Below are 26810 nucleotides of genomic sequence, written 5' to 3'. Positions count from 1 at the left end.
CCCCGCGCGCCTTCCCCCGCAAAAGAGAGCTTCGGCTCTCTTTTTGGTTGCGGGCCTGCTTTTTTGCAGCCGGTCATGCCTGCGTCACCGACACTGCCACAATGTTCGCTTCCTCTGACTTTTTCTGAAGGAGCAAGCACATGGCTGGCAAGAAGATTCTGATGATCTGTGGCGACTACTGCGAGGACTACGAAACCATGGTCCCCTTCCAGGCCCTGCAGGCCGTGGGACACACGGTGCATGCGGTCTGCCCCGACAAGAAGGCCGGGGAACACATCAAGACGGCCATCCATGATTTCGAGGGCGCGCAGACCTACAGCGAAAAGCCCGGCCACAACTTCACGCTCAACGCCAGCTTCGCCGACATCAAGCCCGAGCAGTACGACGCCCTGGTGATCCCCGGCGGACGCGGCCCCGAATACCTGCGCAACTACGACGCCGTGCGCGCCGCCGTGCGCCACTTCTTCGACAACAACAAGCCCGTGGCCGCCGTCTGCCATGGCGCCCAGCTGCTGGCCGGAGCCGGCGTGCTCAAGGGCCGCACCTGCTCGGCCTACCCGGCCTGCCGTGCCGAGGTCGAACTGGCCGGCGGCACCTATGCCGACATCGGCGTGGACCAGGCGCATACCGAAGGCAACCTGGTCAGCGCCCCCGCCTGGCCCGCACACCCGGCCTGGATCGCCCAGTTCCTGACGCTCCTGGGCACGCGCATCAGCCACGGCTGAGCACGCAGCAGCCGTTGGCGCCGGGCGGCTCAACCGCCCCAGCGCACCAGCACGATGCCGCCGAACACCAGGGCCGAGGCCAGCATGCGCACGCGGCCCAGGCGCTCGCGCATCAGCCAGGCGGCAATCCAGCCCGCAAACAGCACGCTGCTTTCACGCAGCGCAGACACCAGCCCCATGGGCGCCTGCGACAGCGCCCAGGTCGCCATCCAGCTGGCACTCAGCTGCATGGCGGCGGCCAGGGCGCACAGGCGCCAGGTGCGTGCATCGGCACGCAGCACGGCGGGGCCGCGCCGCCAGGCGACGATCAGCACCGTGGCCAGGCCATCGCCCAGCGTGAGCAAGGCCGCATAGAGCAGCGCGGAACCGGATGCGCGCGCACCCAGCCCGTCGATGACCGTGTAGCAGGCAATCATGGCGCCAGTGGCCAGCGCATAGCCGCTGCCGCCATAACCGCTGGCCGCACCGCTGCGCACCGACAGCGCCAGCACGCCCAGCGACAGGCACAGCACGCCGGCCAGCCCGGTCGCGCCCGGCCACTCACCGGCCAGCAGCGCCGCGCCCAGCGTCACGAACAGCGGCGCACTGCCGCGTGCCACCGGATAGACCACGCCGAACTCGCCATGCTGGTAGGCGCGCGGCAGCACGAAGTGATAGACGGTGTGCACGGCCACCGAAGCCGCCAGCCACCACCACACCGATGCGTCCCACAATCCCGCCGCGCGCCAGTCCAGCCAGGGCAGCACCAGCAGCGACCACAGGCTGGCCAGCCCCGTGGTCAGCGCCATGGCGACCATCTTGTCGCCGCCCAGCTTGATGGCGCTGTTCCATCCCGCATTCATCAGCGCGGCCCCCAGGGCCGCGGCCAGCACCGCATTGCTCAATTCCATTCCATGGCCTCGCTCTTGATACGGGACGGGATGATGGATTCGCACCCAGATTAGATAAAGTCGAATCTTCAGAACATCATCTTCAGGAAACCTGATGCGACGCCTGAACCTTGACCAGCTCCAGACCCTGGTGGCCGTGGCCGACCTGGGCACGCTGGCTGCCGCCGCCCAGGCCCTTCACCTGTCGCCGCCAGCCGTCAGCCTGCACATCCAGGAGCTGGAAGCGCGCCTGGACACCCCCCTGCTGGTGCGCGGCAAGCGACAGGCGCAGCTGACGCCCGCAGGCGCTCTGCTGGCCGAAGGCGGACGCCGCCTGCTGGCCGATAGCGAATCCCTGCTGCGCCAGGTGCGCAAGCGTGCCGAGGGCTTTGGCGCCAGCGTGCGCATAGGCGCCTCGGCCGGCGTCAGCCCCTTGCTTTTGCCCGAACTGCTGCAATGGCTGGCCGAGCACGCGCCCGGCGTGGAACTGCGCCTGGAAGTCGTGAGTTCCGCCCAGGCCATGCAGCGCCTGGCGACTGGCCACCTGGACCTGGCCCTGGTCGGACTGCCCCAGCCCTTGCCTTCAGGCCTTGAAATGCGCGCCTGGCGCAACGACCCCATGGAGCTGTTCGCCCCGCCGCAGATGCCGCTGCCCGACCAGATCACGCCCGAATGGCTCAACGCCCAGCCCTGGATAGGCTTTGCCGCCGGCACCCAGATGCACCGCCTGCTGTCCCAATGGTTCGCCCAGGCGGGCCTGCTGCCCCAGCCGCGCATGGAAATGAGCTTTCCCGAAGGCATACGCGCCCTGGTCGCAGCAGGCCACGGCCCCACGGTCCTGCCGCGCGAGGAGCCAATGGACGCCGTCAGCCGCACGCTGCAGCAGCGCGGACTCAGCCCCGCCCTGACACGCCCGCTGGGCCTGGCCTGCCGCAGCGCCGCGCAACAAGACCCGGCCGTGCAGGCCGTGGTGCGCGGGTTGATGCGATTTGCCGACACTCTTTGATCGCGGCAGCCCAGCCCTCGAAATCCCATAGTCGGGGCCTATGACATCGGACAAAATGCCTCCCCACATCATTGAGAGGGAGCGCAATGCTAGTTGGAATCGATCTGGGCACCACCAATAGCCTGATCAGCATTTATCGCGATGGCAAGACCGAACTCATACCCAATTCGCTGGGCCATTTCCTGACTCCGTCGGCCATCAGCATTTCGGACGATGGTGCCATTCTGGTGGGCCTGGCAGCCCGGGAACGTGTTGCCACGCATCCCCAACAATCGGCCATGGCGTTTAAACGCTGGATGGGCACGGACCACACGGTTGTGCTGGGCCCCAAGCGTCTGCGCGCCGAGGAATTGAGCGCGCTGGTCATTGGCGCACTGGTGGCGGATGCGCAAGCCTATCTGGGCGAACCCGTGACCGAGGCAGTCATTACCGTGCCGGCCTATTTCAACGATGTGCAGCGCAAAGCCACGCAGGCGGCTGGCCAATTGGCAGGTATCAAGGTGGAACGGCTGCTCAACGAGCCCACGGCAGCCGGCCTCGCCTATGGCCTGCAGGAAAGGCCGGATCACTCGACCTTTCTGGTGTTCGATCTGGGCGGCGGCACCTTTGACGTTTCCGTGCTCGAGTACTTCGAAGGCGTGGTGGAAGTGCGCGCCAGCGCCGGGGACACGCGCCTGGGCGGCGAGGACTTCGCGCAGGTATTGGTCGATTGGTTCATTGAGCAGACGCCTGCCCTGCGCAGCGTTCCGCGGGAGACCCTGTCTTCGGACGGGGGGCTCTGGCATGCCGCCGAACAGGCCAAACGCGACCTCAGCGAGAGCGAGTCCACTGAAATGCGGTTTACCTACCAGGAGACGCCGCATGCATTGACGCTCAGCCGTGTCGACTATGAAAACCGCTGCGCAGACCTGCTGCAGCGACTGCGCAGGCCGCTGGAACGCGCCATGCTCGATGCGCAATTGGACATTGCCAATCTGGACGAAGTGGTACTGGTCGGGGGCGCCAGCCGCATGCCCATGGTCCGCCAGTTGGTCACGCGCCTGTTCGGCCGACTGCCGCTGCGCACCATCCATCCCGATGAAACGATTGCGCACGGCGCAGCCATTCAGGCCGGCCTCAAATCACGCAATGCCGCACTCAGCGAAATCGTGTTGACCGATGTGATGCCTTATTCGCTGGGAGTCGTGAGTTCGGAAAATATCGATGGACGGCATTACAGCGACCGCTTTTCACCCATCATCGAACGCAATACGCCGGTGCCGGTATCGCGTGTCCAGACCTACAGCACCGTTCAGGATGGACAGACGCGCATCGTCATCGACGTGCGCCAGGGCGAGTCACCCATGGGCAGCGAGAACCTGAAACTCGGCGACCTGGAAGTCGAGATACCGGCGAAGGGACGCGGCGAGATCAGCATCAATATCCGCTTCACCTATGACGTCAATGGTCTGCTCGAAGTGGAAGGGCATATTCCGGCAACCGGCCAGACCACCAGCACGCTGATCAAGCGCAGCGATCATGTCCTGAGCGACGAGCAGATCCAGGAGGCCCTGCTCAAGCTGCGCGCACTCAAGATCCATCCGCGCGACAAACAGGAAAACGCTTATCTGGTCGCCCGGGCCAAGCGGCTGTACGAAGACAGGCTGGGCCCTGCGCGACAGGACATAGGTCACGCGCTGGCGCGTTTCGAAGCCATTCTCGACAGCCAGGACGAGCAGCAGATCCGCCAGTGGCGCGGCGAGTTCAGGAAGTACCTGGACAGCATCGACAAGGGCTTCGTGCTATGAGCTTCTGGCAAGTACTGGGCATTGAAGCCACGACCGACCTGCCGGCCATCAAGAAGGCCTACGCAGCCAGGCTCAAGCACACGCGGCCCGATGACGATGCGGCCGCCTATCAATCACTGCGCGAGGCCTATGACCTGGCCCTGCAGCACGCCAGGCGACCGGCCACGGGCGATCCGCAGATGCCGAGCACGGCTGCGGTCGAGCAGGTATCCAGTGCCAAGCCTGCGCAGCAGGAACAGGAGCCTGCACCGCTGTCGGAGCCGGTGCCGGGCCCCGGGACTCAGCCTCTGCCCGGCAACACGGACGCAGCAGAACCCCAGGCACAGGAAGCCGCCTTCATCCCGCCCAGGGATCTGGCGCACGAAACGCTCAACTACCTCAAACAGGCAGGGCCTGATGCACTGCTGAACGGCTGGCCCAATCTGCGGCGGGAACTGGACAAGCTGCCCCTGTCACAGCGTCCTGACGCCTGCAACTGGTTTGCGCAGTTGGTGATCGAGGTGCCCGAGCTTCCGCCGGCATTTGCGCGCGCCCTGTCCGAGTATTTCGCCTGGGAGACGGATTTCCGCGCCTGGCAATGGATGGGGCATGCCCGCGCCACCGCCTTGCGAGAGCAACTGGACCAACTGGAATCCCGTTTCTACCCCGATCCTGCCTTCAGGCAGTACTACGGCCAAATCGCGCTGTTCGGGCAACTGGTGCAGCAGCTTGCAAAGTGGCGCATCTACCTGCTGGCGATGCTCGCCCCCAGCCGGCTTGCCCGCCTGTGGAACGAACTCAGCCCGGGGCAGCGCTATGCGCTCGGCGTCCCGAAGCCGCCGCTGCATTCACTTGCCGACCACGCCATGGAAATAGGCTGCGCCTTCCGGACTGCCCTGGTGGTCTTTCTCTCGTCCGTGCTGATGTCCTGGGGCGAATATGCCCATGAGCCCTGGTGGGTCCGACTCATGGCGGTGCTCCTTATCGGGTATGGCACGTTCGTGATGGCCGGCTACGCCTATCGCGGGGTGCTGCACGTCAAGCACGCCCAGCACGCGGCACTGTGGAAGGGGGGGCTCAGCCGCAACAGGATGCTGGCGATGGTCTGGACTGCCGTGGCGCTCATGGTGACGGCGACGGCCATTTTCGGCATCTGGGAGGCCCGCATGTGGCCCGTGCTCTTCACCTCGGTGGACAGCACGTCGCTGCTCTTCGTGGCCGTGATGCTGGTGCTGGTTGCCTACTGGCTGGCGCTGCTGCCCGCCAGCCCGGCTGGCAGGGCCTTGCCGCCTCTGCTGCTGTGGTGCGCCCTGGCCGTGCAGGCCCTGCCATGGTTCAAGGGCATGCCCTGGACCGGAGCCCTGGCCGGCGCGACCTGGTTTCTGGTCTGTGCCATCGCGTACACGCTGCACGGTGACCGCATGGAGCAGGCATGGCATGGATTCAGGCAGTCGGTCGTTCTGCGCAAGCAGCAGCGGCGCAGTTCGAGCCTGCAGGAAATACTCGTACTCTCGCTGGCATTGCTGCGCCGCACAATCGCACTGCCCTACCGGCTGATGGTGCTGGGCTCGGAACAATCCCCCCATTTCTTGGCTGCTGTACTTTGCATGTCGATGGTGGCCATCGTCCCCGAATATCGTGCGTGGCAGATCCCTCTGACGGCCTGTGCCATGGCCGCTGTATCCCTGTTCAGCAGTCTCTGCTTCGACAACGCAGCGTCCGCCCTGATACCCGACCAGCCGAAGTCCGCCTGGCGCGGCTGGCTCGGCTTGGCGATGCTGGGCCTGTGGCTGATCTGGGCCGGGATGTACTGGCGCGATCCCGCTGCGATCCACGCACTCCTTGGCGGTGCGACGCAGAAGGAGGCCGCGGGGTCACCATTCCTGGACGCCATCGTCTTTTATCTGGTGCCGCTGCTGCCCGTGTTTCTCAACCAGGGCTGGTTCCAGTTCCAGAGGATCAAGCCTGCGAACACCTGAATCGCAGGCTCAGGCGGGCAGCAGCCCGTCTCCTGCCAGCCCGGCCTCCTGCAGCACCCACACACGCAGCGCCTCGATGGCCGGCTGGCCCTGGCTGCGCCGGGGGTAGAGCAGGTGGTAGGCGTAGGCCGGGCCCAGGCCCACGGTGATGTCGAACAGGCGCACCAGGCGGCCACGGGCCAGGTCTTCGGCCACCAGGTCCTGCTCGACCAGGCCCACGGCGCCGCCGTCCAGCACGGCCTGCACGACGTGGCTGGAGTCGGTGAAGGCGATGCAGCGGCCTGCGTCCAGGCCCTCCACGCCGGCCGCCGCCATCCACATCGGCCAGTTCGGCCAGACCTGGCCGTCCACCCGGCAATCGACATGGCACAGCGTGTGCGCCAGCAGATCAACGGGCCGGGCCAGCGGCGGGCCGGACTGCAGCAGGGCCGGGCTGCAGACGGGGATCACCCTGGCATCGAACAGGCGCACCGCCAGGGTGTGCGGATCACGGCCGGTGCCGAAGCGGATGGCGGCGTCGATGTCATCGGCGTCGAAGTCGCGCACCTCGTCGCAGATGTCGAAGCTCAGTTCGATCTGCGGATGCGCGGCGCGAAAACGCGGCAGCCGGGGCAGCAGCCACTGCGTGGCAAAGCGCGCGCCCAGCGACAGGCGCAGCCGCGTCTCGCCCCGGGCCAGCTGGCGCGCCCGGCCGGTGGCGCGCCGCAGCAGGCCCAGCGCCTCGGCCGTGGCCTCCAGCAGCACGCTGCCTGCGGGCGTGAGCTGCATGCTGCGGCTGTTGCGCGTGAAGAGGACGAGGCCCAGCTGTTCCTCCATCTCCTTGATCTGGTGGCTGACCGCCGCCGGGGTCAGCCCCAGTTCGTCGGCCGCGCGCGTGAAGTTCAGGTGGCGCCCTGCAGCCTCGAAGCTGCGCAGGGCGCGCGTGCCGGGTGGAAGCTGGCGCATGGATCTTCAAATTTTTCTTGATGAATCCCCGAATACTACTTGCTTCCTCTTTTGGGACCGCCATTGAAAAATCAAGAAAACTTGATGGATGAATCCATGGAAACCGCCTCTTTCTTCACCAGCCTTATCGATGGGCAGCCCGCTACGGCGGCCGAACTCGCCGCCCTGGCCTTTGCCGGCCATGCCCATTTCACGGCCATGCAGGTGCGCGGCGGCAGGCTGCGCGGGCTGGACCTGCATCTGCAGCGCATGCGCCAGGCCTCGCTGGAGCTGTACGGCCAGGCCTTGTCCGATGACCATGTCCAGGCGCAGCTGCGGGCGGCGCTTGCCGGTGGTCCGCAGGATGTGTCGCTGACCGCCACGGTGTACTCGCCTGCCGGGGAATTCACGGCCGCCGATGCGCGGCCGCGCATGCTGGTGCGCACCTCGGCACCCGCCTCGGGCCCCGCCGGGCCCTTGAGCCTGGCGCTGTTCGAGCATGAGCGCATGCTGCCCCACCTCAAGCATGTGGGCGAGGTGGCCAAGACCCATCTGCTGCGCCGCGCCGTGGCCCAGGGCTTTGACGACGCCGCCTTTGCCGACCGCCACGGCCGCATTGGCGAGGCCACCATCTGGAACCTGGCCTTCTGGGATGGAGATGCCGTGGTCTGGCCGCGCGCCCAGGTGCTGCCGGGCACGACCGAGTCCATGCTGCGGCGCCAGTTGCAGCGCCTGGGCGTGGCGCAGCGCCAGGCCGTGCTGACCCGGGCCGACCTGCCATCCCTGGCCGGCGCCGTGGTGATGAATTCGTGGTCCCCGGGCATTCCGGTCAGGCGCCTGGCCGATGTGCATCTGCCCGATGCGCCCGGCTTCGTGCAGTTGCTGCACCGCGCGCATGCGGCCGAGGAACCGGTTGCGCCCTGAGCCCTCGCCATGAAAAAAGGGAGCCGCAAGGCTCCCCCGTCTCTTCACCCGTGCAGCGCCGGTCTCAGTTCAGCGCCATGCTGAGCTTGCGGCGGTAGCTGTTGACCAGTTGCGTGGCTTCGTCCTGCTCGGCGCCAGCCTTGCCCAGCAGCTCGATGCCGCCGCTGCTCTTGCCGGGGATGGCGTCCTGCTTCTTGGGCTTCGGGGGCGTGAGCAGCTCCAGGATGCCCACGTAGAGCTTGCGCGCGGCCTGGCCGTTCCAATCCTTGTCGCGCATGATGATTTCCAGCAGTTCGTCCATGCTGGCTGCCCATTGGCCTTCGGCGGCCAGGGCCCGGGCCTTGCCGAAGCGGGTGTCGAAGTCGCGCTTGTTCTGCGCGATGACGGCGTCGAACTGCGCAAACTCCCAGTTGCCACGCTCGTCGTTGTGCACGAACAGCATGCATTGCAGCCACTGGTTGAGCGCCTCGAAGCGCGTGGCCTGGGGAATGCGCTTGAGCGGCTCGGCCAGCAGGGCGCCGGCCTCTTCGTAGCCGCCCGTGGCGATCAGCAGGCGCACGTAGTCGAAGCGCGCATCGTCGTTGGCCGGGTCGGCGGCCAGGGCGTCGGCCAGCTTTTGCAGGGCGGCCTGGGTGTCGCCGGCTTCCAGCAACTGGTGGGCCTCGTCGGCTTCGGCCTCGGCGGCCAGCTCGCCTTCGGAGGGCAGGTGCTTGTCGAGGAACTCGCGCAGCTTGCCTTCGGGCTGCGCGCCCATGAAGCCGTCCACGGGGCGGCCGCCCATCATCAGAATGCAGGTCGGGATGGAGCGGATGCCGAACATGCCGGCCAGTTGCTGCTCCTGGTCGGAGTCGATCTTGACCAGCTTGAAGCGGCCCTCGTAGGCCACTTCGAGCTTTTCCAGGATGGGGCCCAGCGTCTTGCACGGGCCGCACCAGGGCGCCCAGAAGTCGACGAGCACCGGCACCTGCATGGAGGCGGCGACGACTTCGGCTTCGAAATTCTCAATGGTGACATCAATCATGTGATCAGACCCTGTGGCAAGGCGCGCGGCCAGGGCGCGCGGACTGTGGCGGTTCGGAGTTCGGCGGCCGAATGCCTCCGATGCGGACCGTGTGATTCTCCAGCAATTCCAAGGCCCAGGGCGTGAACGCCATGGGCGGCAGCCACCCCAGATGGGAGCAGGCTGCGCGCATTTCAAGCCGCCCGGCCGAGGGCGCGGCGCGGCAGCGCTGGGCTATATTGGCGCGCTGTGCCGCCATTGCGGCCTGCCATCAACGCAATGAGGGAGGGCTCGCCTTGATCAAGGTTTCGCAGCTGGTGTTCGAGTACCCCGGCCACCGCGCGCTCGATGGCGTCAGCGTCCATATCGCCGCAGGCACCGTCACGGCCCTGGTGGGGCCCAACGGCGCCGGCAAATCCACGCTGATGCGCTGCATCGCTGGGCTGGACCAGCCGCTGTCGGGCCAGGTCGAGGTGCATGGCATTGCCGTGCAGGAGCAGCCCCGCGAAGTGCACCGGCACCTGGGCTATCTGTCGGATTTCTTCGGCCTCTATGACCGCCTGAGCGTGCGGCGCTGCCTGCAGTACGCGGCCCTGTCCATGGGCGTGCCCCCGTCCGAGGCGCCGCAGCGCGTGGCGCACGTGGCTGGGCAGCTGGGCCTGGCCGATCTGCTGGAGCGCCTGCCCACCGAGCTGTCTCGCGGCCAGCGCCAGCGCGTGGCCATCGGCCAGGCCATCGTCCACCAGCCGCGCGTGCTGCTGCTGGACGAGCCGGCCAGCGGCCTGGACCCCGAGGCCCGCGCCAGCCTGTCCCAGTTGATGCGGGCGCTGCAGGCCCAGGGCATGACCCTGATCGTCTCCAGCCACATCCTCAGCGAACTCGACGAGTACTGCACCCACATCCTGAGCCTGCGCGGCGGCCGCGTGGAAAGCCACGAGGCCCTGCATGGCGGCATTCAGGCGCCGGCCGCCGGCGGCGATGTGCCGCTGGCGCTGTACGCGCTGGAGCTGGCACCGCCCCCGGGTGCCTCGGCCGGGTCGCTGGCACGGCAACTGCATCTAGTCCTTCCCGACACCCCTGTGCCGCCGCCCGATGACCAGGGCCTGGTGCATCTGCAGCTGTGGCTGCCCGCCCTGCCGCGCGAACGCGCCGACCTGCTGGCACGCCTGGTTGGCGCCGGCCTGCCCGTGGCCAGCCTGGCGCCTGTGCGCGAGCGCCTGCAGGACCGCTACGCACGCGGCCTGCAGGCCGCAGCCCCCCTCAGCCCTGCGGAGCAGCCATGACGCACAACCCCGAATTCCAGCGCCAGCTCTGGCTCAACTGGCGGCCCGCCCAACTGGGCTGGAGCCTGCTGCTCACCGCCTTGCTGCTGGCCACGCCAATGGTCCTGGTCCAGCCCGAAGACCGCCTGCATGCCCTGCTGGTCGCCGCCCTGATCGGCATGTGGATCGCCGCGGCCGGCCTGGGCAGCGTGCTGGCCGGCCGCGGCCTCAACGAAGAGGCGCACCAGCACACCTGGGACTGGCAGCGCCTGTCGGCCCTGACGCCCTGGCAGATGGCCTGGGGCAAGCTGCTGGGCGCCCCGCTGGCGGCCTGGCTGTACATGCTGTGGTGCGCGCTGGCCGTGCTGGCCACCTCGGCGGGCCAGCCGGGCGGGCTGGCCTGGGGCGTGCACGCCGTGCTGCAGGCCGTGCTGTGGGGCCTGGCCCTGCAGGCCTGGAGCATGCACTCCGTGCTCATGGGCTGGGGACCGAAGGAGCAACCCGCGCGCCGCATCCGCTTCGTGCTCGTGCCGCTGCTGTTCGTGATGGTGCTGCCCGGCCCCATCCTGGGCCGGCTGACCGAGCAGCTGGGCCGCGAAGAAGGCCGCCCTGTGCTGTGGTGGTCCGTGCCGCTGCACGGGCGCGGCGCCATCTACCTGTTCGGAGCCATCGCGCTGGGGCTGGGCCTGCTGGCCCTGTGGCGGCTGCTGTGCACGCGGCTGGATGTGCGCACCCTGCCCTGGGCCTGGCCGCTGGGCCTGTGCGTGGCGGGCCTGGCCTTTGGAGGCATGCACCTCGATGCAATGCAGTTGCAGGGCCCCGGTCCGGCCTCTTTCTTCGCTTGGACCACCGGGCTGGCGCTGGCGGGCACGGCCTATGTCTGCCTGCACGGCATGGACGAGGGCCTGCGCAGCTGGCGCCAGGTGCAGTGGTGCGTGCTGCAGGGGCGCTGGCGTGGCGCGCTCGAAGCGCTGCCGCTGTGGCCCGTGAGCTGGCTGCTGGCCGTGCTGGCCTGCGCGCTGTGGCTGCTGTGGCCCGCGGGCGGCCAGCCCCTCGTGCCGGGCGCGGCCCAACTGGCGGCGCTGGCCACGGCGCAGTTGCTGCGCGATGCCGCGCTGGCCACGGGCTTTTCCCTGCTGGCCGGGCGCATCAAGTCGCCGCTGGCCGCGTTTGCCGTCACCTGGCTGCTGGTCAACATCGTGCTGCCGCTGCTGGCCTTTGGCCTGGCCGGGGCCGATGCCGCCGTGCTGGCCCAGCCGCTGGCAGCCGGCCTGACAAAGCCCGTCACCAGTGGAATGTGGCTGTCGCTGGCCTTGCAGGTGGGGCTGGCCCTGGCCTGGCTGGCCCATGTGTTTCGCCAGCGCGTGCTGGGTTTTGCGCGCGAGCAGCACACGGCTGTGCGGTGATTTGGCGCATGGATTACGCGAATTAGGACTAAAAAAGTAAAATCGCGGGTTCCACTAGGCCGGGCCGCAGGCGCCCTCACGACATGAACTCCATCCAGATCGGTGTGGTCATGGGCTCCAGCAGCGACTGGGAGACCATGCAGCACGCAGTTGCCATTCTTCAGCAATTTGGCATCGCCCATGAAGCCCAGGTCGTCTCGGCCCACCGCATGCCCGACGACATGTTCGCCTACGCCGAGGCCGCTGCCGGCCGTGGCCTGAAGGCCATCATCGCGGGTGCGGGGGGCGCTGCCCACCTGCCCGGCATGATTGCCGCCAAGACCGTGGTGCCCGTGCTCGGCGTGCCCGTGGCCAGCCGCCACCTGCAGGGCGTGGACTCGCTGCACTCCATCGTGCAGATGCCCAAGGGCGTGCCCGTGGCCACCTTTGCCATCGGCGCGGCCGGTGCGGCCAATGCGGCCCTGTTCGCCGTGGCCCTGCTGGCCAATGAGGACCCGGCCCTGCGCACCAGGCTCGAAGCCTTCCGCGCCGAGCAGACCGCCGCAGCGCGCGCGATGACGCTTCCTCCGGTGGCCGTATGAGCGCAGATGTGATCCTGCCGGGCGCCACGCTGGGCGTGCTGGGTGGCGGCCAACTGGGCCGCATGTTCGTGCAATCGGCCCAGGCCATGGGCTATTTCACGGCCGTGCTCGACGCCGACCCGACCAGCCCCGCGGGCCTGGTCAGCCACCACCACATACGCACCGGCTACGAAGACCCGCAGGGCCTGGCCGAACTGGCGCGCCTGTCGGCCGCCGTCACCACCGAATTCGAGAACGTGCCCGCCGCGGCGCTGAACCTGCTGGCCGCCCAGCGGCCGGTCTCGCCGGCCGGCTCGTCCGTGGCCATCGCCCAGGACCGCGCCCAGGAGAAGGCCCACTTCGTGCGCTGCGGCGTGCCCTGCGCGCCCTACGCGGTGATCGAGACGCCGGCCCAGCTGGCGGCCGTGCACGCCAGCCTGCTGCCCGGCATCCTCAAGACCGCCCGCATGGGCTACGACGGCAAGGGCCAGGTGCGCGTGAAGAACGCCGCCGAGCTGGCCATCGCCTGGGAGCAACTGGGCCGCGTGGCCTGCGTGCTGGAAAAAATGCTGCCGCTGGCCCATGAATGCTCGGTCATCGTGGCGCGCGGCCGTGACGGCTCCATGGTCAACCTGCCCGTGCAGCGCAACCTGCATCGCGAAGGCATCCTCTCCGTCACCGAAGTCTACGAAGGCAACCTGCCGCAGGCCCAGGTCGAGCAGGCGCTGGCCGCCGCACGTTCCGTGGCCGATGGCCTGGACTACGTGGGCGTTCTCTGCGTCGAATTCTTCGTGCTGCAGGACGGCATGCTCGTGGTCAACGAGATCGCGCCGCGCCCGCACAACAGCGGCCACTACAGCCAGAACGCCTGCGATGTCTCGCAGTTCGAGCTGCAGGTGCGCTGCATGACCGGCCTGCCGCTGACGCAGCCGCGCCAGCACAGCCCGTCCATCATGCTGAACCTGCTGGGGGACCTGTGGTTCAAGGACGGCGAACAGGCCAAGGCGCCGGCCTGGGACCAGGTCCTGGCCCTGCCCGGCTGCCACCTGCACCTGTACGGCAAGCACGACGCCAAGCGCGGCCGCAAGATGGGCCACCTGAACGTCACCGGACCCACGCCCGAGGCTGTGCGCTCCACCGCCCTGCAGGCCGCTGCCATCCTGGGTATAGAGCCGTTCTGAAGGCCCGCGCGATGATTCTCGATGGAACGTTGGCGGCCTCTGTCCAGGCCGCCGCACAGGCGCTGCAGCGCGGCGAACTGCTGGGCCTGCCCACGGAAACCGTCTACGGCCTCGCGGCCGATGCCGACAACGACGCGGCCGTCGCGCAGATCTTCACCGCCAAGGGCAGGCCGCCCAATCACCCGCTCATCGTGCATGTGGCCGACAGCGGCGCCATCACGCGCTATGCGCGTGAAGTGCCGCTGTTCGCGCAGCAGCTGATCGACGCCTTCTGGCCCGGCCCGCTGACCCTGATCCTGCCGCGCCTGCCCCAGGCCGCCCGGGCCTCGACCGGCGGCCAGGACAGCGTGGGCCTGCGCTGCCCCTCCCACCCCGTCGCCCATGCCGTGCTGGCCGCCTGCCAGCGACTGCAGCCGCCCGTCTGGGGCGTGTCGGCGCCCAGCGCCAACAAGTTCGGCCGCGTCAGCCCCACCACGGCGGCCCATGTGGCCGGCGAGTTCGGCGACACGCTGCTGGTGCTGGACGGCGGCGCCTGCGAAGTGGGGATTGAATCGACCATCGTGGACTGCACGCGCGGCGTGCCCGTGCTGCTGCGCCCCGGCGCCATCACGCGCGACGATATCGAGCGCGCCTGCGGCCAGCGCCCCCTGTCCAAGGAAGAGCTGCAGGAAAACACGCCACGCGCCTCCGGCACCCTGCTGGCCCACTACGCGCCCAACGCCCAGGTGCGCCTCATGGACGCAAAGCAGCTGCAGGCCGGGCTGGACGTGCTGGGCGCCGACGCCAGGAACCTGGCCGTCTACCACCGCACACCGCTGCGCACCGCCTCGCGCGCCGTCACGCTGCGCGCCATGCCCGCCGACGCCGCCGCCACCGCGCGCGAGCTGTTCGGCGCCCTGCGCGACTTCGATGAAGTCGGCGCCAGGCTGATCTGGATCGAGACCCCGCCCGACACGCCGGACTGGGAAGGCGTGCGCGACCGGCTGCTGCGCGCGGCGGCGGCCGGATAACACCAGCACCCTCTTCTAGGGCTTGCGGGACGGCTCGTACGCCAGCTCCATCCGGTAGGCCAGCGCCAGGAACAGCGACTGCGCCAGGGTCAGCGTGCTGGTCAGGGAGCGAAAGCCGAAGGTGGCTGCGTCCTGGGCGAGCAGGGTGACGGTGGCGCGGGATGCCAGGGGGCTGAGCTGGCTGTCGGTCAGCGCCAGCAGGCGCGCGCCGCGTGCCAGGGCCGCGTCCACCATTTCCAGCGTTTCGGGCGCATAGGGCTCGAAGGAGACGGCCAGCATCACGTCGCCGGGCGCCAGCGCGCGCAGCTCGCCCTTTTGCATGGCGCCCAGGCCGTGCAGCCAGTGCACGGGCTTTTCGGTGTGCTGCAGCGCATAGGCCAGGTAGGCGCCCACGGGGAAGGCGCGGCGCGAGGCGGCCAGCCACAGCGAGGGGGCATCCAGCATGAGGTTCACTGCCGCCTCGAACTGCTCGGGCGGCAGGCCGCGCTGCAGGGCCTGCAGGCTTTCGATGCTGCCTTCGATGACCTCGTGCGCCAGGCGCGCGCTGCTGCGTGGCTCGTTGCCCGAGGCGATCAGGCCCCGGATGCGGTCCTGGTAGTCATGCTGGGCCGAGAGCTGGCGCGCCGCATCGGCGCGGAACAGCGCCTGCAGTTCCGAGTACCCCGAGAACCCGAAATGCTTGGCAAAGCGCACCACGGCCGAAGGCTGCACGCCACATTGCTCGGCCGTGGCCTGGATGCCGTCGAAGGCCAGGCGATCGCCCTGCATTTCCACATGGCGGCCGATGGCCTTGAGCTGGCGGCTCAGGGCCTCGAAGCCTTCGCGCAGCACGGTGAGGAAGGCGGCGCGGTCGGCGTAGGGGCCGGCCAGCGAAGGGGCGCCTGCATCGCCAAGGGTTTTTCTATTTTTCATATATATGGAAAACTTTTTCTATTTCGATCTATGATCGCATGCACGCAACGATTATGGACAGGCCCGCACGCGGGTGTCCGCAACGCACAGGCCTATGACGATGAGCATGCTGAACTTTCCCTCCGACCGGCCGCTGGACGTGGCCTGCCTGGGCCGACTGGCCGTGGACCTTTACGCGCAGCAGATCGGCTGCAGCCTGGAGGAGGCCAGCAGCTTTGCCAAGTACCTGGGCGGCTCCTCGGGCAACATGGCTTTCGGCACGGCGCGCCTGGGGCTGCGCTCGGCCATGATTTCGCGCGTGGGCGATGAACAAAATGGCCGCTTCCTGGTCGAGACGCTGCGCCGCGAGGGCTGCGACACCAGCCAGGTGCAGGTCGATGCCCAGCGCCTGACCGGCATGGTGCTGCTGGGCATCAAGGACCAGGAGACCTTCCCCCTGCTCTTCGCCCGCGAAAACTGCGCCGACATGGCCCTGGACGCCGAGGCCATCAGCGAGACGTTCCTGGCCCGCTGCCGCTGCCTGGCCATCACCGGCACCCACCTGAGCGCACCCGGCGTGCTGGCCGCCAGCCGCAAGGCACTGGAGATGGCAGGCCGCCACGGCCTGGTGCGCGTGCTGGACATCGACTACCGGCCCGTGCTGTGGGGCCTGGCCGGACGGGGCGACGGCGAGACGCGCTATGTGGCCAGCGCCGAGGTCAGCCGCAGGCTGCAGGCCGAGCTGGGCCAGTTCGAACTCATCATCGGCACCGAAGAGGAATGGCTGATCGCCGGCGGCGTGGAGGGCGACCTGATCGCCAGCCTGCGCCGCGTGCGCGAATGCAGCCGCGCCGTTTTCGTGGTCAAGCGCGGGCCGCTGGGCTGCTCGCTGATCGAGGGCGAGGTGCCCGATGCGATCGCCGATGCGCCCACGGTGCTGGGCGAGCGCGTGGAGGTGCTCAATGTGCTGGGCGCGGGCGATGCCTTTGCCTCGGGCCTGCTGTCCGGGCTGCTGCGCGGCAAGAGCCTGGAGGAATCTGCGGCGATTGCCAACGCCTGCGGCGCCATCGTGGTCTCGCGCCATGGCTGCGCGCCGGCCATGCCCACGCAGGCCGAGCTGGCGCACTGGTTCTCGGGCCACCGCCATCCGCGTCCCGACCAGGACCCCGAGCTGTCCCACCTGCACCGCGTCAGCCGCGCGCGGCCGCAGTGGCCCGCGCTGTGCGTGCTGGCCTATGACCACCGCAGCCAGTTCGACGATCTGGCGCGCGAGGCCGGCGCAGCGCCCGCGCGGCTGCGCCCGCTCAAGCGGCTGATCAACGAGGTGGTCGCCCAGGTCGAGCGCGATCCGGGCAATGCGGGCCGCATGGGCGTGCTGATCGACGGCCGCCATCACCTGGGCGAGGCCGCGCTGCACGACGCCACGGGACGCGGCTGGTGGATCGGCCGGCCCATCGAGCTGCCGGGCTCGCGCCCACTGCGCTTTGACGGCACGGACTCGCTGGCTTCCGAGCTGCTGCACTGGCCGCAAAGCCATACCGTCAAATGCCTGGTCTTCTACCACCCCGACGACACGCCCGCACTGCGCGCCGAGCAGGATGCCTGGCTGCAGCAGGTCTGGACCGCCACGCGCGCCAGCGGCCATGAATTGCTGCTGGAAGTGATCCCGCCAAAGGACACGCTGGCGCCCGACGACCGGGGCGAGGCCGTGCTGCGCGCCATACGCCATTTCTACGACCTGGGCCTCAAGCCCGAATGGTGGAAGGTCGGCACCATGGCGCGCGAGAACTGGGAGGCGCTGGACGCCCTGGTGAACGAACGCGATCCCTGGTGCCGGGGCGCCGTGATCCTGGGCCTGTCCCAGCCCGTGGAGCAACTGGTGCAGGGCTTTGCCCAGGCGCGGGCGCCCGTGGTCAAGGGTTTCATGATCGGCCGCAGCGTCTGGGCCGGGCCCGCGCTGCAGTGGCTGCGCAACGAGCTGGACGACGCCGCGCTGCGCGATGCCGTCGCCGCCAACTTCCGCGCGCTGATCGCGGGCTGGGATGCCAGCCGCGTGGCCGCGCGCCAGGACATCACCGAAGGAGCCGCAGCATGAGTCTTCTCGTCAAGGCCGCGCCCGGCCGCATCGTCACCGACATCACGCCCGCCAGTGCGGGCTGGAAGCACATCCACTTCAAGGCCCTGAGGCTGCAGGCGGGCGAGGTGGAGGCACTGTCCACCGGCCCGCTCGAATACTGCATCTCCGTGCTCACCGGCCAGGTGGATGTGCAGGTCGGCAGCCAGGCGTTCAGCGCCCTGGGCAGCCGCGCCAGCGTGTTCGAGGAGGGTGCGCCCACGGCCGTCTACGTGCCGCCCGGCCAAAGCCTGCGCATCACGGCGCGCGGCCCGGCCGACGTTGCCTTGAGCGCCGCACCCGCCACGGGCCGCCACGCCACGCGCGTGATCGCGCCCGAAAGCATGCGCCGCAGCGTGCGCGGCCAGGGCAGCAACACGCGCCATGTCTGCGACATCCTGCCCGAGACCGAGGCGGCCGAGTCCCTGCTGGTGGTCGAGGTCATCACGCCCGCAGGCAACTCGTCCAGCTATCCGCCGCACAAGCACGACAGCGCCGACCCCGCCGCGCCGGACGCCGAGACCGTGCTGGAGGAGACCTACTTCCACCTGCTCAACCCCAGCCAGGGCTTTGCCTTCCAGCGCGTCTACACCGATGACCGCAGCATCGACGAAGCCATGGCGGTGGAGCACCGCGACACCGTGATGGTGCCGCGCGGCTACCACCCCTGCGTGGCCCCGCACGGCTACGACCTCTACTACCTCAACACCATGGCCGGGCCCGAGCGGCGCTGGGCCTTCCGCAACGACCCCGCGCACGAATGGATGCTGCGGCCGCGCTGACGCACGGCGCAACAGACACCCATAAAAACCACCGGAGACAAAAAATGCTGTTCAACCCAATGGCCCTGCACCGCCAGGCCTGGCTTTCCTGCGCCCTGCTGACGCTGGGCATGGGCACCGCCCAGGCGCAATCCGCCCCAGCCCCATCCTCCCAGAGTGCGCCAGCCTGGCCCACCCAGCCCGTCAAATGGGTGGTGCCCTACGCACCGGGCGGCACCACCGACGTGATCGCGCGCCAGCTGGCCGTGCAGATGGGCAAGGACCTGGGCCAGCCCGTGGTGGTGGACAACCGTCCCGGCGCGGCCAGCATCATCGGCGCCACGCTGATCGCACGCGCCCCGGCCGATGGCTACACGCTGGGAACGGCCGACTCGGGCACGCTGGCCTTCAACCCCGCCATGTATGCGCGCCTGAGCTATGACGCGGGCAAGGACTTCAGCTACATCGGCGGACTGGGCCGCATGCCGCTGGTGCTGGCCGTGCATCCGTCCTTCCCTGCGAAGAACGTGCAGGAATTCCTGGCGATGGCGCGCAAGGAGCCGGGCGGCATCTCCTCGGCCTCGTCGGGGCCGGGCTCGCCGCTGCACGTGGCGCTGGAACTGTTCAAGCAGCGCACGGGCACCCAGATCCTGCACGTGGCCTACAAGGGCTCGGCCCCGGCGCTGCAGGACCTCATGGCGGGACAGATCCAGTCCATGTTCGTGGACCTGCCGCCCAGCATCTCGGCCATCCGCGCGGGCAAGCTGCGCGTGCTGGCCGTGGCCACGCCCCAGCGCCTGCCCATCCTGCCCGACGTGCCCACCATGGCCGAAGCCGGCGTGCCCGGCTTCGAAGCCTATGCCTGGCAGGGTTTCGTCGGCCCTGCCCACCTGAGCCCCGCGCTCACCGAGCGCCTGAACAAAAGCCTGGCCACCGCCCTGCGCCACCCCGAAACGCGTGCCAAGCTCGAAGAGATCGGCATACAGCCCATGGAGATGACGCCGCAGCAGTTCGCAGGCTTCGTGCGCTCGGAACAGGCGCTGTGGAGCGGCGTGATCAAGGCCGCCAACATCAAAATGGATTGAAGCGCAGACATCGCCACATAAAAAAGATCCCGGAGACAAGCCATGACCCTCGCATCCCGCCGCCAATTCATCCACTCGCTGGCCGCCCTGGCCGCAACGCCGGTCCTGCCCGCCATGGCGCAGGCACCGGCCGGCGCCTGGCCCCAGCGCCCCATTGAACTCATCGTGCCCTTTGCCGCTGGCGGCGGCACCGACGTGCTGGCACGCGCGCTGGCCGAGGTGGCGCGCAAGCACCTGCCGCAGGACCTGATCGTGCTCAACCGCGCAGGCGCCAGCGGCGCCGTGGGCTGGACCGAGCTGGCCAATGCCCGGCCGGACGGCTACAAGATCGGCATCATCACCGTCGAGCTGACCATGATCCCGCACATGGGGCTGACCAAGATCAGCTCCGACGCCCTGCTGCCCGTGGCCCGCCTGAACGCCGACCCCGCCACCATCGCCGTGCGTGCCGACTCGCCCTATCGCAGCATCGAGGAACTGATTGCCGCCGCGCGCAAGGACGAGGCCGCCGTGCGCATCGGCAATGCCGGCCCGGGCTCGCTGGGCCACCTGGCCGCCGCCGCGCTGCAGGACAAGGCGGGCGTGAAGTTCAACCACGCGCCCTACCGTGGCGCCAACCCTGCCGTGCTCGACCTGCTGGGCGGCCACATCGAGGCCGTGGCCGTCACACCCGTGGAGGTGGCCACCTATGTGGCGGCCGGCAAGATCCGCCCGCTGGCCATCATGGCCGAGCAGCGCATACAGGCCGGCTGGGAAGCCGTGCCCACGCTCAAGGAGCGCGGCATCGATCTGCTCATCGGCGGCTGGCGCGGCCTGGCCGTGCCCCGCAACACGCCCGACGCCGTGGTCCAGACCCTGCGCAAGGCCATGGCCCTGACCCTCAAGGACCCCGTCCTGCGCGAAACCATGGCCAAGCAGAACATGGGCGAGGGCTACCTGGACCAGCCCGAATTCAAGGCCGTGATCGACCGCGACAACGCGGTGTTCAAGCAATTGGTGGACAAGCTGGGGATCAAGGCCTGAGGGCTCGCCCTCACCGAATGAACCCCGCCGCAAACGACGCCCGCAGGAACTCCACGAACACCGCCACCGCGCGCGGCACGTGGCTGGCGTAGGGGCGTATCGCGAACAGGTGTTCGCCGAAGGCATCGACGGGCCGCCAGCCGGGCAGGACCTCGCGCAGGTGGCCGGAGGCCAGGCCCGACTGGGCGCTGAAGTCGGGCACCAGGGCGATGCCCAGGCCTGCCATGGCGGCGTCGCGCAGCATTTCGCTGTTGTTGGCGGCAAAGCCGCCGGCCACGGGCACGACGGTGCGTGCTGCGTCTGCACCGGCGTCCGCACCGGCATCGGCGGGCACGAAGCTCCAGGCCATGGCGCCCTGGGTGCGCGGGTAGTGCAGGCACTGGTGCGCGGCCAGGTCCTGCGGGGTGGTCGGGGTGCCGTGCGCGGCCAGGTAGTCCGTGCTGGCCACCAGCAGCGAGCGCGTGGGCGCCAGCGCCCAGGCCACATGGGTTTCGGGCGGGGTGGAGGCATGGCGCACGGCGATGTCGAAGCCCTCCATCGCCAGCGAGCGCAGGTGGTCAGACAGGTCCAGCTCCAGCCGGATCTGCGGATGGGCACGCAGGAAGGCCGGCAGCCGGGGCATGAGCTGCTGACGCGAGAAGGCCACGGGCGCGGTCACGCGCAGCAGGCCGCGCGGCTCGGCCGCCAGGTCGCGCACGCCCGCAAAGCTGTCGGCGATGTGCTCGAAGGCGCCGCGCGTCTCGTCCACCAGGCGCTGCCCCGCTTCGGTCAGGCGCACGCTGCGCGTGGTGCGTGTGACCAGGGCCACGCCGGCCGCGCGCTCCAGCTCGGCCACGCGCTGGCTCATGGCCGCCTTGCTCACGCCCAGGCGCGCGGCGGCCGAGGTGAAGCTGCCTTGCTGCTCCAGCACGACCAGCCAGTGCAGGTGGCTCCACAAGGCCTCGGCCTTGGTATCGGGTTTTTCATTTGCCATGCAGGGATTGTTCAGCAAAATGAACAATCAATTCAAGCGCAGCGCCTAGGCAGGCCGAAGGCGCACTCCTAGACTGGCCGGCATGAACACCGCAAACACCTCCTTCGCTTCCATCGTCCACTACGTCAACGGCCAGCGCACGGCAGGTGCCAGCGGCCGCGAGCAGGACGTGACCAACCCGGCCACTGGCCAGGTCACGGGCCGCGTGGCCCTGGCCTCGCGCGCCGATGTCGATGCCGCCGTGGCGGCCGCCCAGGCGGCCTTCCCCAAGTGGGCCGACACGCCGCCGCTGCGCCGGGCGCGCGTGATGTTCCGCTTCCTCGAACTGCTCAACCAGCACAAGGACGAACTGGCCCACGCCATCACGGCCGAGCACGGCAAGGTCTTCACCGATGCGCAGGGCGAGGTCAGCCGCGGCATCGACATCGTGGAGTTCGCCTGCGGCATTCCGCAACTGCTCAAGGGCGATTTCACCGACCAGGTCTCCACCGGCATCGACAACTGGACGCTGCGCCAGCCGCTGGGCGTGGTGGCGGGCGTGACGCCGTTCAACTTCCCCGTGATGGTGCCGATGTGGATGTTCCCGGTAGCCATTGCGGCGGGCAACACCTTCGTGCTCAAGCCCAGCCCCATCGATCCCACGCCCTCGCTGCTGATCGCCGACCTGCTCAAGCAGGCCGGCCTGCCCGACGGCGTGTTCAACGTGGTCCAGGGCGACAAGGAAGCCGTGGATGCGCTGATCGAGCATCCCCAGGTGAAGGCCGTGAGCTTTGTCGGCTCCACGCCGATTGCCAACTACATCTATGAGACGGGGGCCCGCCACGGCAAGCGCGTGCAGGCCCTGGGCGGCGCCAAGAACCACATGGTGGTCATGCCCGACGCCGATATCGAGCAGGCCGTGGACGCACTGATCGGCGCCGGCTACGGCTCGGCCGGCGAGCGCTGCATGGCCATCAGCGTGGCCGTGCTCGTGGGCGATGTGGCCGACCAGCTGCTGCCGCGCCTGATCGAGCGCACCAAGGCCCTGAAGGTGCTGGACGGCGAGGACCTGGCTGCGGAAATGGGCCCCATCGTGACGCGCGCCGCACACGAGCGCATCAGCGGCTACATCGACCTGGGCGTCAAGGAAGGCGCGCAGCTGCTGGTCGATGGCCGGGGCTTCGACGGCAAGGCGGCTGGCGCCGCCACGGGCACCGACACCTCGGGCGGCTTCTGGCTGGGCGGCACGCTGTTCGACCATGTCACGCCCGACATGCGCATCTACAAGGAAGAGATCTTCGGCCCCGTGCTGGCCGTGGTGCGCGCCAAGGACTTCGCCGAGGCCGTGCAGCTGGTCAACGACCATGAGTTCGGCAACGGCGTGGCCTGCTTCACACGCGACGGCAATGTGGCGCGCGAGTTCGGCCGCCGCATCGAGGTCGGCATGGTCGGCATCAACGTGCCGATTCCCGTTCCCATGGCCTGGCACGGCTTTGGCGGCTGGAAGCGCAGCCTGTTCGGCGACATGCATGCCTACGGCGAGGAAGGCGTGCGCTTTTATACCCGCCAAAAGAGCATCATGCAGCGCTGGCCCGAGAGCACGCCCAAGGGCGCGGAATTCGTCATGCCCACGGCCAAGTAGGCGCAGGCCTGCTCCATGAAAAAACCAGCCCGCGGGCTGGTTTTTCTTTGGGGACTGCGACCTGTCAGAAGCGGTATCCGATGCCGATGGCGTAGACGTTGGGGTTGAGCTTGAGCGACACGCTCTGGCCCGAGGACAGGTGTGCCGTGGTCTTCAGGAAGCTCTTGTAGTAGGCCACGTCCAGGAACCAGCGCTCGTTGAAGTTGTAGACGAAGCCGATCTGGGGCGTCAGGCCCCACTTGCTGTCCACCGAGGCCGTGGTGGGGTTGGCCAGCGTGCCGCCGGTCAGGCCGTTGAGGGAGGCCGTGGTGCGCTCGCCGAAGAACTTGGCATAGGTCACGCCCAGGCCCAGGTAGGGGCGGAAGGCGGAGTTGGCCTCGCCGAAGCGGTACTGCGCGAACACGGTGGCGGGCAGCACCTTGGTGCGGCCGAGCTTGCCCGTGCCGGAGATGGCGCCATCGCCCACGAAGTCATGCTTGAACGGCAGGCCCATGGGCACATCGATGGCCCAGTTGTTGGTGACCATGTAGGTCACGCCGCCCGTGAGCTGGCTGTTGGCCTTCACGTCCACGCGGGTGTCGGGGAAGCTGGGCGTGCTCAGCCAGCCGCTGCTGGTCTGGGGATCGATGCGCGTGGCGCCCAGGCGCACGCTCCAGGTGCCGGCGGACTGGGCGGTGGCGGCCATGCAGGCCGTGGCCATGGCCACGGCGGCGGTGATACGCAGGAATGTCTTCATGGATGTGTCTCCTCGTGCTGCGTGTCTGCTATCACAGCCAGCCTGCGCGGGCCAGGGTGCGGGAGGCCAGCTGGCTCATTTGCTGGTGGCCATAGGGCGTGGGGTGGAAGCTGTCGGCAAAGGCATAGCTCTTCCACCAGTTGGCGCTGGTCTCGCCCACGGGAATGGAGGCGGACAGCGCGGCCTCGGTGCAGGTCGGGAAGCTGTAGGTGGGCAGGCCGTCGGCGCCCACGCCGGTGGCAGGACAGGCCGCCTTTTTCACGTTGGTGTAGGCGTACTGGGCGGGGTCAGCCATCTGCTGGCGGAACTCGCTGTAGAAATCGATGATGGCCACGCGGCTCTCGCCGGCGAAGCCGGTGGCAACCTGCTGGTTGAAGGCCTTGACCCAGCCGTCGAACACGGTCTCCAGCTGGGCGGCGGCGGCCGAGCCCTGCTGCTGGGCCACCGATTGCAGCACCAGCTGGAAGCGCGGCGTCAGCGTGATGGCCGGCACGTTGAGGATGGCCACGCGCGTGGCGCCCTTGCCCAGCACATTGGTCTGGATGCTGGAGACAAAGCCCTTGGCCAGGTTCTGCATGTACAGGCCACCGGCCTGGGCCATGCCGGCCTGGCCCTGCTGCAGCAGCGCGCCCAGCGTGGCCGCGTCGATCTTGGTGGACAGCAGCGCCTTGAAGTTGGCGCCCTGGTCCCTGGAAGCGGCCAGGAAGGCGCCGATCACATCGGCCGCGTCATTGGCGCCACCGTCGATCACCGCCAGGTCATCGGCCGTGAAGCCCGCCGCACCCGCCAGCAGGATCTGCTGCGTGATGGAGATAGGCGCCGTGGGCGCGCTGGTGTAGTTGATGCGGCCGCCGCCCACGGCGTAGTTGTTGCACGAGGTGTTGGGCGTGAAGGCCGTGCCGTTGAAGCGCGGGCACAGGGAGATGTTGTACAGGCCCGCCACGCGCTCGGCCCAGACCTGGTTGGAGCCGGCGCCCGTCAGCGTGGCGTTCTGGACGGTGAACTTGTAGCCGAAGGTGCCGCTGTCGGAGAGGCTGTCGCCCATCACCTTGACGGAAGTGATCTTGGCGCGGGGGGTGGTGTCAGCGCCGCTGCCGCCGCCGCAAGCGACCAGCAGGCCGGCCGTGGCCAGAGCGGCCGCGAGGATTCGATAACGATTTGCCAAGATGGAATCTCCGTGAAGTGTTATGAATAGCACGACCGTGCTTTTTTACTAAAGCCATCGTAACGACACTTGCGCATTGGCGACACCGGGCAACTACGGATAGAAATCGCACGCCGACAAGGCAATTCGCACGCGGGCGAACAGACGATAAGGACCGCCGCATGGCCCGTGGGTAGGACAACGTCCTTGCTGGAAAAACAATGAAAAAGGGCCTGCGAAAGCAGGCCCTGCACAAGACGCGAAAGCGCCCGATCAGCGGTCGCGCGCCGTCCAGTCCACCAGCGCATCCCAGGCCGCGCGCGCGGCCGGGGCGTTGGTGTGGTTGGCCATGGCCACCAGCACGTAGCGGCGGCCGCTGGCCCCGTCCACATAGCCGGCCAGGGCCGAGGCGTCGCGCAGCGTGCCGGTCTTCAGATGCGCCATGCCCTGGGCCCGGCTGAGGCTGCGGCGCAGCGTGCCATCCACGCCGACGATGGGCATGGAGGCCACGAACTCCGGCATCACCGGCGAGGCCCAGGCCTGCTGCAGCATGCGGCCCAGACCGGAGGCGGTGATGCGCGCCTCGCGGCTCAGGCCGGCGCCGTTGTCGGCCACGGGCTGCTCGGCCGCGCCCCAGCGCGCCTGCCACCACTGGCCCAGGGCCTGGCGCGAGGACTCGAAGCTGGCCACGCCCGTGCGCTGCATGCCCATGGTCAGGAACACCTGCTGGGCCATGACGTTGTTGCTGTACTTGTTGATGTCGCGCACCACCTCGGCCAGCGAAGGCGATTCGCTCTGGAACGCTGGCTGCAGCCCGGCCGGCACGCGGCCGTCGTGCACGGTGCCGGTGAGCTTGCCGCCCAGCTCGCGCCACATGCCCTCGATGGCGCGGGCCGCGAAGGCCTCGGGCTGGGCCGGCGCCAGCGACCAGCTCTTGTCGCCGCAACTGGCCGGGAACGGGCCGGCAAAGGCGATGCGCAGCGGGTCGGCCATGTCCAGCTGCAGCCGGGCGCGCCAGTCGCCGCATTCGCTGCCGACCGGCGCCAGCGGCACGGTTTCCTGCTGCTGGATGCCGGCCAGCGGCGGATCGTATTGCAGCCGCGCCACGCCCGCCGCCGCGTCGGGCGTGAAGCCCACGGTCACGGCCTTGTAGTTGACCAGCAGCGCGTCGGGCGCCACGTTGTAGGGGCGCCAGGGCTCGTTGTCGAAGGTGGCCGCGTCGTGGCCGCTCACGGAAAACGCGCTGCGGTCCAGCACGATGTCGCCCACGATGACCTTGATGCCCATGCCCTGCAGGCGGCGCAGCATCAGCCACAGCCGCTCCATCACCAGCTTGGGATCGCCCTGGCCCTGGATGTACAGCGGCCCGCGCAGCACGCCGTCCTGCACCGGACCGCCCAGGAAGACGGGCGTGCGCCAGACATGGGCCGGCCCCAGCTGGTCCAGCGCCGCATAGGTGGTCACCAGCTTCATGACCGAGGCGGGGTTCATGGCCACATGGCTTTGCCAGTCCAGGCGCGGGGCGGCCCGGCCATCGACCTCGACCACCAGGGCCGAGACCGCGTCGCGCGGTAGCTTGGCGCGCGCAAGCGCCGCCTCCACGGCCGGGGGCAGCCGGCTTTCGCGTGCAGTCTTGGTGGACAGCGAGGCCGGCGAGGTGGGTGCATCTGCCTGGGCATTTGCCACGCCGGGCAGGACAGACGCCACCAGCAGCGCGGCCGCCAGGCCCCGGCGTGAACGCGGCGTTCCGAGCGAGAAGGCGGAGGAAATCGAGGAAATAAGGGAAGAAGACGGCGAAAGATGCAACATGGCCGGCAAGTCTACGCCGGTAATTGCAGCCCTGCCGGGCGC

The 26810-nt window shown here is 68.8% G+C and carries 23 protein-coding genes and 1 pseudogene; 16 read left to right on the top strand and 8 right to left on the bottom strand.

What is annotated here, in order from left to right:
* The first annotated feature begins 140 nt into the window (after nucleotides 1-140).
* Nucleotides 141-725, top strand: a complete 585-nt coding sequence (locus BO996_RS05130; protein WP_012202930.1) for a DJ-1/PfpI family protein — start codon at nucleotides 141-143, stop codon at nucleotides 723-725.
* A 29-nt stretch (nucleotides 726-754) separates the two neighbouring features.
* On the opposite strand, the gene BO996_RS05125 is transcribed toward BO996_RS05130, so the two are convergent.
* Nucleotides 755-1615: a DMT family transporter gene (locus BO996_RS05125; protein ID WP_012202929.1), complete on the bottom strand. Its 861-nt coding sequence runs from the start codon at nucleotides 1613-1615 to the stop codon at nucleotides 755-757.
* Nucleotides 1616-1709: 94 nt separating this feature from the next.
* Here BO996_RS05125 and BO996_RS05120 point away from each other — a divergent pair, with 94 nt between their 5' ends.
* The 3 genes from BO996_RS05120 (at nucleotide 1710) to BO996_RS05110 (ending at nucleotide 6345) form a co-directional block, all read left to right on the top strand.
* On the top strand, nucleotides 1710-2600 hold the full coding sequence (locus BO996_RS05120; RefSeq protein WP_071954188.1) for a LysR family transcriptional regulator: 891 nt from the start codon (nucleotides 1710-1712) through the stop codon (nucleotides 2598-2600).
* 86 nt (nucleotides 2601-2686) lie between these two features.
* Nucleotides 2687-4387 carry a molecular chaperone HscC gene (locus BO996_RS05115; protein WP_071954187.1) on the top strand — a complete coding sequence of 567 codons (1701 nt, stop codon included), beginning with the start codon at nucleotides 2687-2689 and terminating at the stop codon, nucleotides 4385-4387.
* On the top strand, nucleotides 4330-6345 hold the full coding sequence (locus BO996_RS05110) for a J domain-containing protein (RefSeq protein ID WP_442856946.1): 2016 nt from the start codon (nucleotides 4330-4332) through the stop codon (nucleotides 6343-6345). Before BO996_RS05115 ends, BO996_RS05110 begins: the two co-directional genes overlap by 58 nt.
* 9 nt (nucleotides 6346-6354) lie before the next feature.
* On the opposite strand, the gene BO996_RS05105 is transcribed toward BO996_RS05110, so the two are convergent.
* The gene (locus tag BO996_RS05105) at nucleotides 6355-7290 is read right to left on the bottom strand and encodes a LysR substrate-binding domain-containing protein (RefSeq protein WP_071954185.1); all 936 of its coding nucleotides are present in this window, start codon (nucleotides 7288-7290) and stop codon (nucleotides 6355-6357) included.
* Nucleotides 7291-7386: 96 nt separating this feature from the next.
* Between BO996_RS05105 and BO996_RS05100 the strand changes: the two genes are divergently transcribed.
* A complete protein-coding gene (locus BO996_RS05100) occupies nucleotides 7387-8193 on the top strand; it encodes an aminotransferase class IV family protein (RefSeq protein ID WP_071957028.1) in 807 nt (268 codons plus the stop codon).
* A gap of 64 nt (nucleotides 8194-8257) precedes the next feature.
* On the opposite strand, the gene trxA is transcribed toward BO996_RS05100, so the two are convergent.
* Nucleotides 8258-9214 carry a thioredoxin gene (trxA, locus tag BO996_RS05095; protein ID WP_012202925.1) on the bottom strand — a complete coding sequence of 319 codons (957 nt, stop codon included), beginning with the start codon at nucleotides 9212-9214 and terminating at the stop codon, nucleotides 8258-8260.
* A gap of 341 nt (nucleotides 9215-9555) precedes the next feature.
* Here trxA and BO996_RS30025 point away from each other — a divergent pair.
* From BO996_RS30025 to BO996_RS05070, 6 genes and pseudogenes are all read left to right on the top strand, one after another.
* Nucleotides 9556-9909, top strand: a pseudogene (locus tag BO996_RS30025) (ATP-binding cassette domain-containing protein); the annotation flags it as partial.
* Entirely contained in the window at nucleotides 9910-10476 is a 567-nt protein-coding gene (locus tag BO996_RS30020) for an AAA family ATPase (RefSeq protein ID WP_442856964.1), read from the top strand.
* Nucleotides 10473-11861 carry a hypothetical protein gene (locus tag BO996_RS05085; protein ID WP_071954183.1) on the top strand — a complete coding sequence of 463 codons (1389 nt, stop codon included), beginning with the start codon at nucleotides 10473-10475 and terminating at the stop codon, nucleotides 11859-11861. The genes BO996_RS30020 and BO996_RS05085 overlap by 4 nt, the downstream gene beginning before the upstream one ends.
* Nucleotides 11862-11944: 83 nt before the next feature.
* Entirely contained in the window at nucleotides 11945-12442 is a 498-nt protein-coding gene (purE, locus tag BO996_RS05080) for a 5-(carboxyamino)imidazole ribonucleotide mutase (RefSeq protein ID WP_012202922.1), read from the top strand.
* Nucleotides 12439-13602 (top strand): 5-(carboxyamino)imidazole ribonucleotide synthase, encoded by a 1164-nt coding sequence (locus BO996_RS05075; RefSeq protein WP_071954182.1) that lies wholly within the window; start codon nucleotides 12439-12441, stop codon nucleotides 13600-13602. Before purE ends, BO996_RS05075 begins: the two co-directional genes overlap by 4 nt.
* 11 nt (nucleotides 13603-13613) lie before the next feature.
* On the top strand, nucleotides 13614-14612 hold the full coding sequence (locus BO996_RS05070; RefSeq protein ID WP_071954181.1) for an L-threonylcarbamoyladenylate synthase: 999 nt from the start codon (nucleotides 13614-13616) through the stop codon (nucleotides 14610-14612).
* Between the two features lie 15 nt (nucleotides 14613-14627).
* Here BO996_RS05070 and BO996_RS05065 read toward each other — a convergent pair whose 3' ends face one another.
* Nucleotides 14628-15524, bottom strand: coding sequence for a MurR/RpiR family transcriptional regulator (locus tag BO996_RS05065; protein ID WP_071954180.1), 897 nt, complete (start codon nucleotides 15522-15524; stop codon nucleotides 14628-14630).
* Between the two features lie 100 nt (nucleotides 15525-15624).
* On the opposite strand from BO996_RS05065, the gene BO996_RS05060 reads away from it, so the two are divergent.
* Genes BO996_RS05060 through BO996_RS05045 form a run of 4 tightly spaced genes read left to right on the top strand, consistent with a single transcriptional unit; the run spans nucleotide 15625 to nucleotide 20485 of the window.
* On the top strand, nucleotides 15625-17598 hold the full coding sequence (locus BO996_RS05060; RefSeq protein WP_071954179.1) for a bifunctional 5-dehydro-2-deoxygluconokinase/5-dehydro-2-deoxyphosphogluconate aldolase: 1974 nt from the start codon (nucleotides 15625-15627) through the stop codon (nucleotides 17596-17598).
* Nucleotides 17595-18398, top strand: coding sequence for a 5-deoxy-glucuronate isomerase (iolB, locus tag BO996_RS05055; RefSeq protein ID WP_071954178.1), 804 nt, complete (start codon nucleotides 17595-17597; stop codon nucleotides 18396-18398). The genes BO996_RS05060 and iolB overlap by 4 nt, the downstream gene beginning before the upstream one ends.
* Before the next feature lie 44 nt (nucleotides 18399-18442).
* Entirely contained in the window at nucleotides 18443-19462 is a 1020-nt protein-coding gene (locus tag BO996_RS05050; protein ID WP_012202915.1) for a Bug family tripartite tricarboxylate transporter substrate binding protein, read from the top strand.
* A 42-nt stretch (nucleotides 19463-19504) separates the two neighbouring features.
* The gene (locus BO996_RS05045) at nucleotides 19505-20485 is read left to right on the top strand and encodes a Bug family tripartite tricarboxylate transporter substrate binding protein (protein WP_071954177.1); all 981 of its coding nucleotides are present in this window, start codon (nucleotides 19505-19507) and stop codon (nucleotides 20483-20485) included.
* A gap of 10 nt (nucleotides 20486-20495) precedes the next feature.
* Here the strand turns inward: BO996_RS05045 and BO996_RS05040 are convergent, their stop codons facing one another.
* Nucleotides 20496-21458, bottom strand: coding sequence for a LysR family transcriptional regulator (locus BO996_RS05040; protein WP_071957027.1), 963 nt, complete (start codon nucleotides 21456-21458; stop codon nucleotides 20496-20498).
* Between the two features lie 82 nt (nucleotides 21459-21540).
* Here BO996_RS05040 and BO996_RS05035 point away from each other — a divergent pair, with 82 nt between their 5' ends.
* Nucleotides 21541-23079 carry a CoA-acylating methylmalonate-semialdehyde dehydrogenase gene (locus tag BO996_RS05035; RefSeq protein WP_034389893.1) on the top strand — a complete coding sequence of 513 codons (1539 nt, stop codon included), beginning with the start codon at nucleotides 21541-21543 and terminating at the stop codon, nucleotides 23077-23079.
* A 64-nt stretch (nucleotides 23080-23143) separates the two neighbouring features.
* Here the strand turns inward: BO996_RS05035 and BO996_RS05030 are convergent, their stop codons facing one another.
* The 3 genes from BO996_RS05030 to dacB form a co-directional block, all read right to left on the bottom strand.
* Nucleotides 23144-23815, bottom strand: a complete 672-nt coding sequence (locus tag BO996_RS05030) for an OmpW/AlkL family protein (protein ID WP_013804492.1) — start codon at nucleotides 23813-23815, stop codon at nucleotides 23144-23146.
* Between the two features lie 31 nt (nucleotides 23816-23846).
* Entirely contained in the window at nucleotides 23847-24980 is a 1134-nt protein-coding gene (locus BO996_RS05025) for an SGNH/GDSL hydrolase family protein (RefSeq protein ID WP_071954176.1), read from the bottom strand.
* Nucleotides 24981-25232: 252 nt separating this feature from the next.
* Nucleotides 25233-26768, bottom strand: a complete 1536-nt coding sequence (dacB, locus tag BO996_RS05020; RefSeq protein ID WP_071954175.1) for a D-alanyl-D-alanine carboxypeptidase/D-alanyl-D-alanine endopeptidase — start codon at nucleotides 26766-26768, stop codon at nucleotides 25233-25235.
* Nucleotides 26769-26810 lie beyond the last annotated feature (42 nt).

This window comes from Delftia sp. HK171, from assembly GCF_001886655.1.
Classification (GTDB): domain Bacteria; phylum Pseudomonadota; class Gammaproteobacteria; order Burkholderiales; family Burkholderiaceae_C; genus Comamonas; species Comamonas acidovorans.
This window is presented reverse-complemented; position numbering and strand designations above follow the sequence as displayed.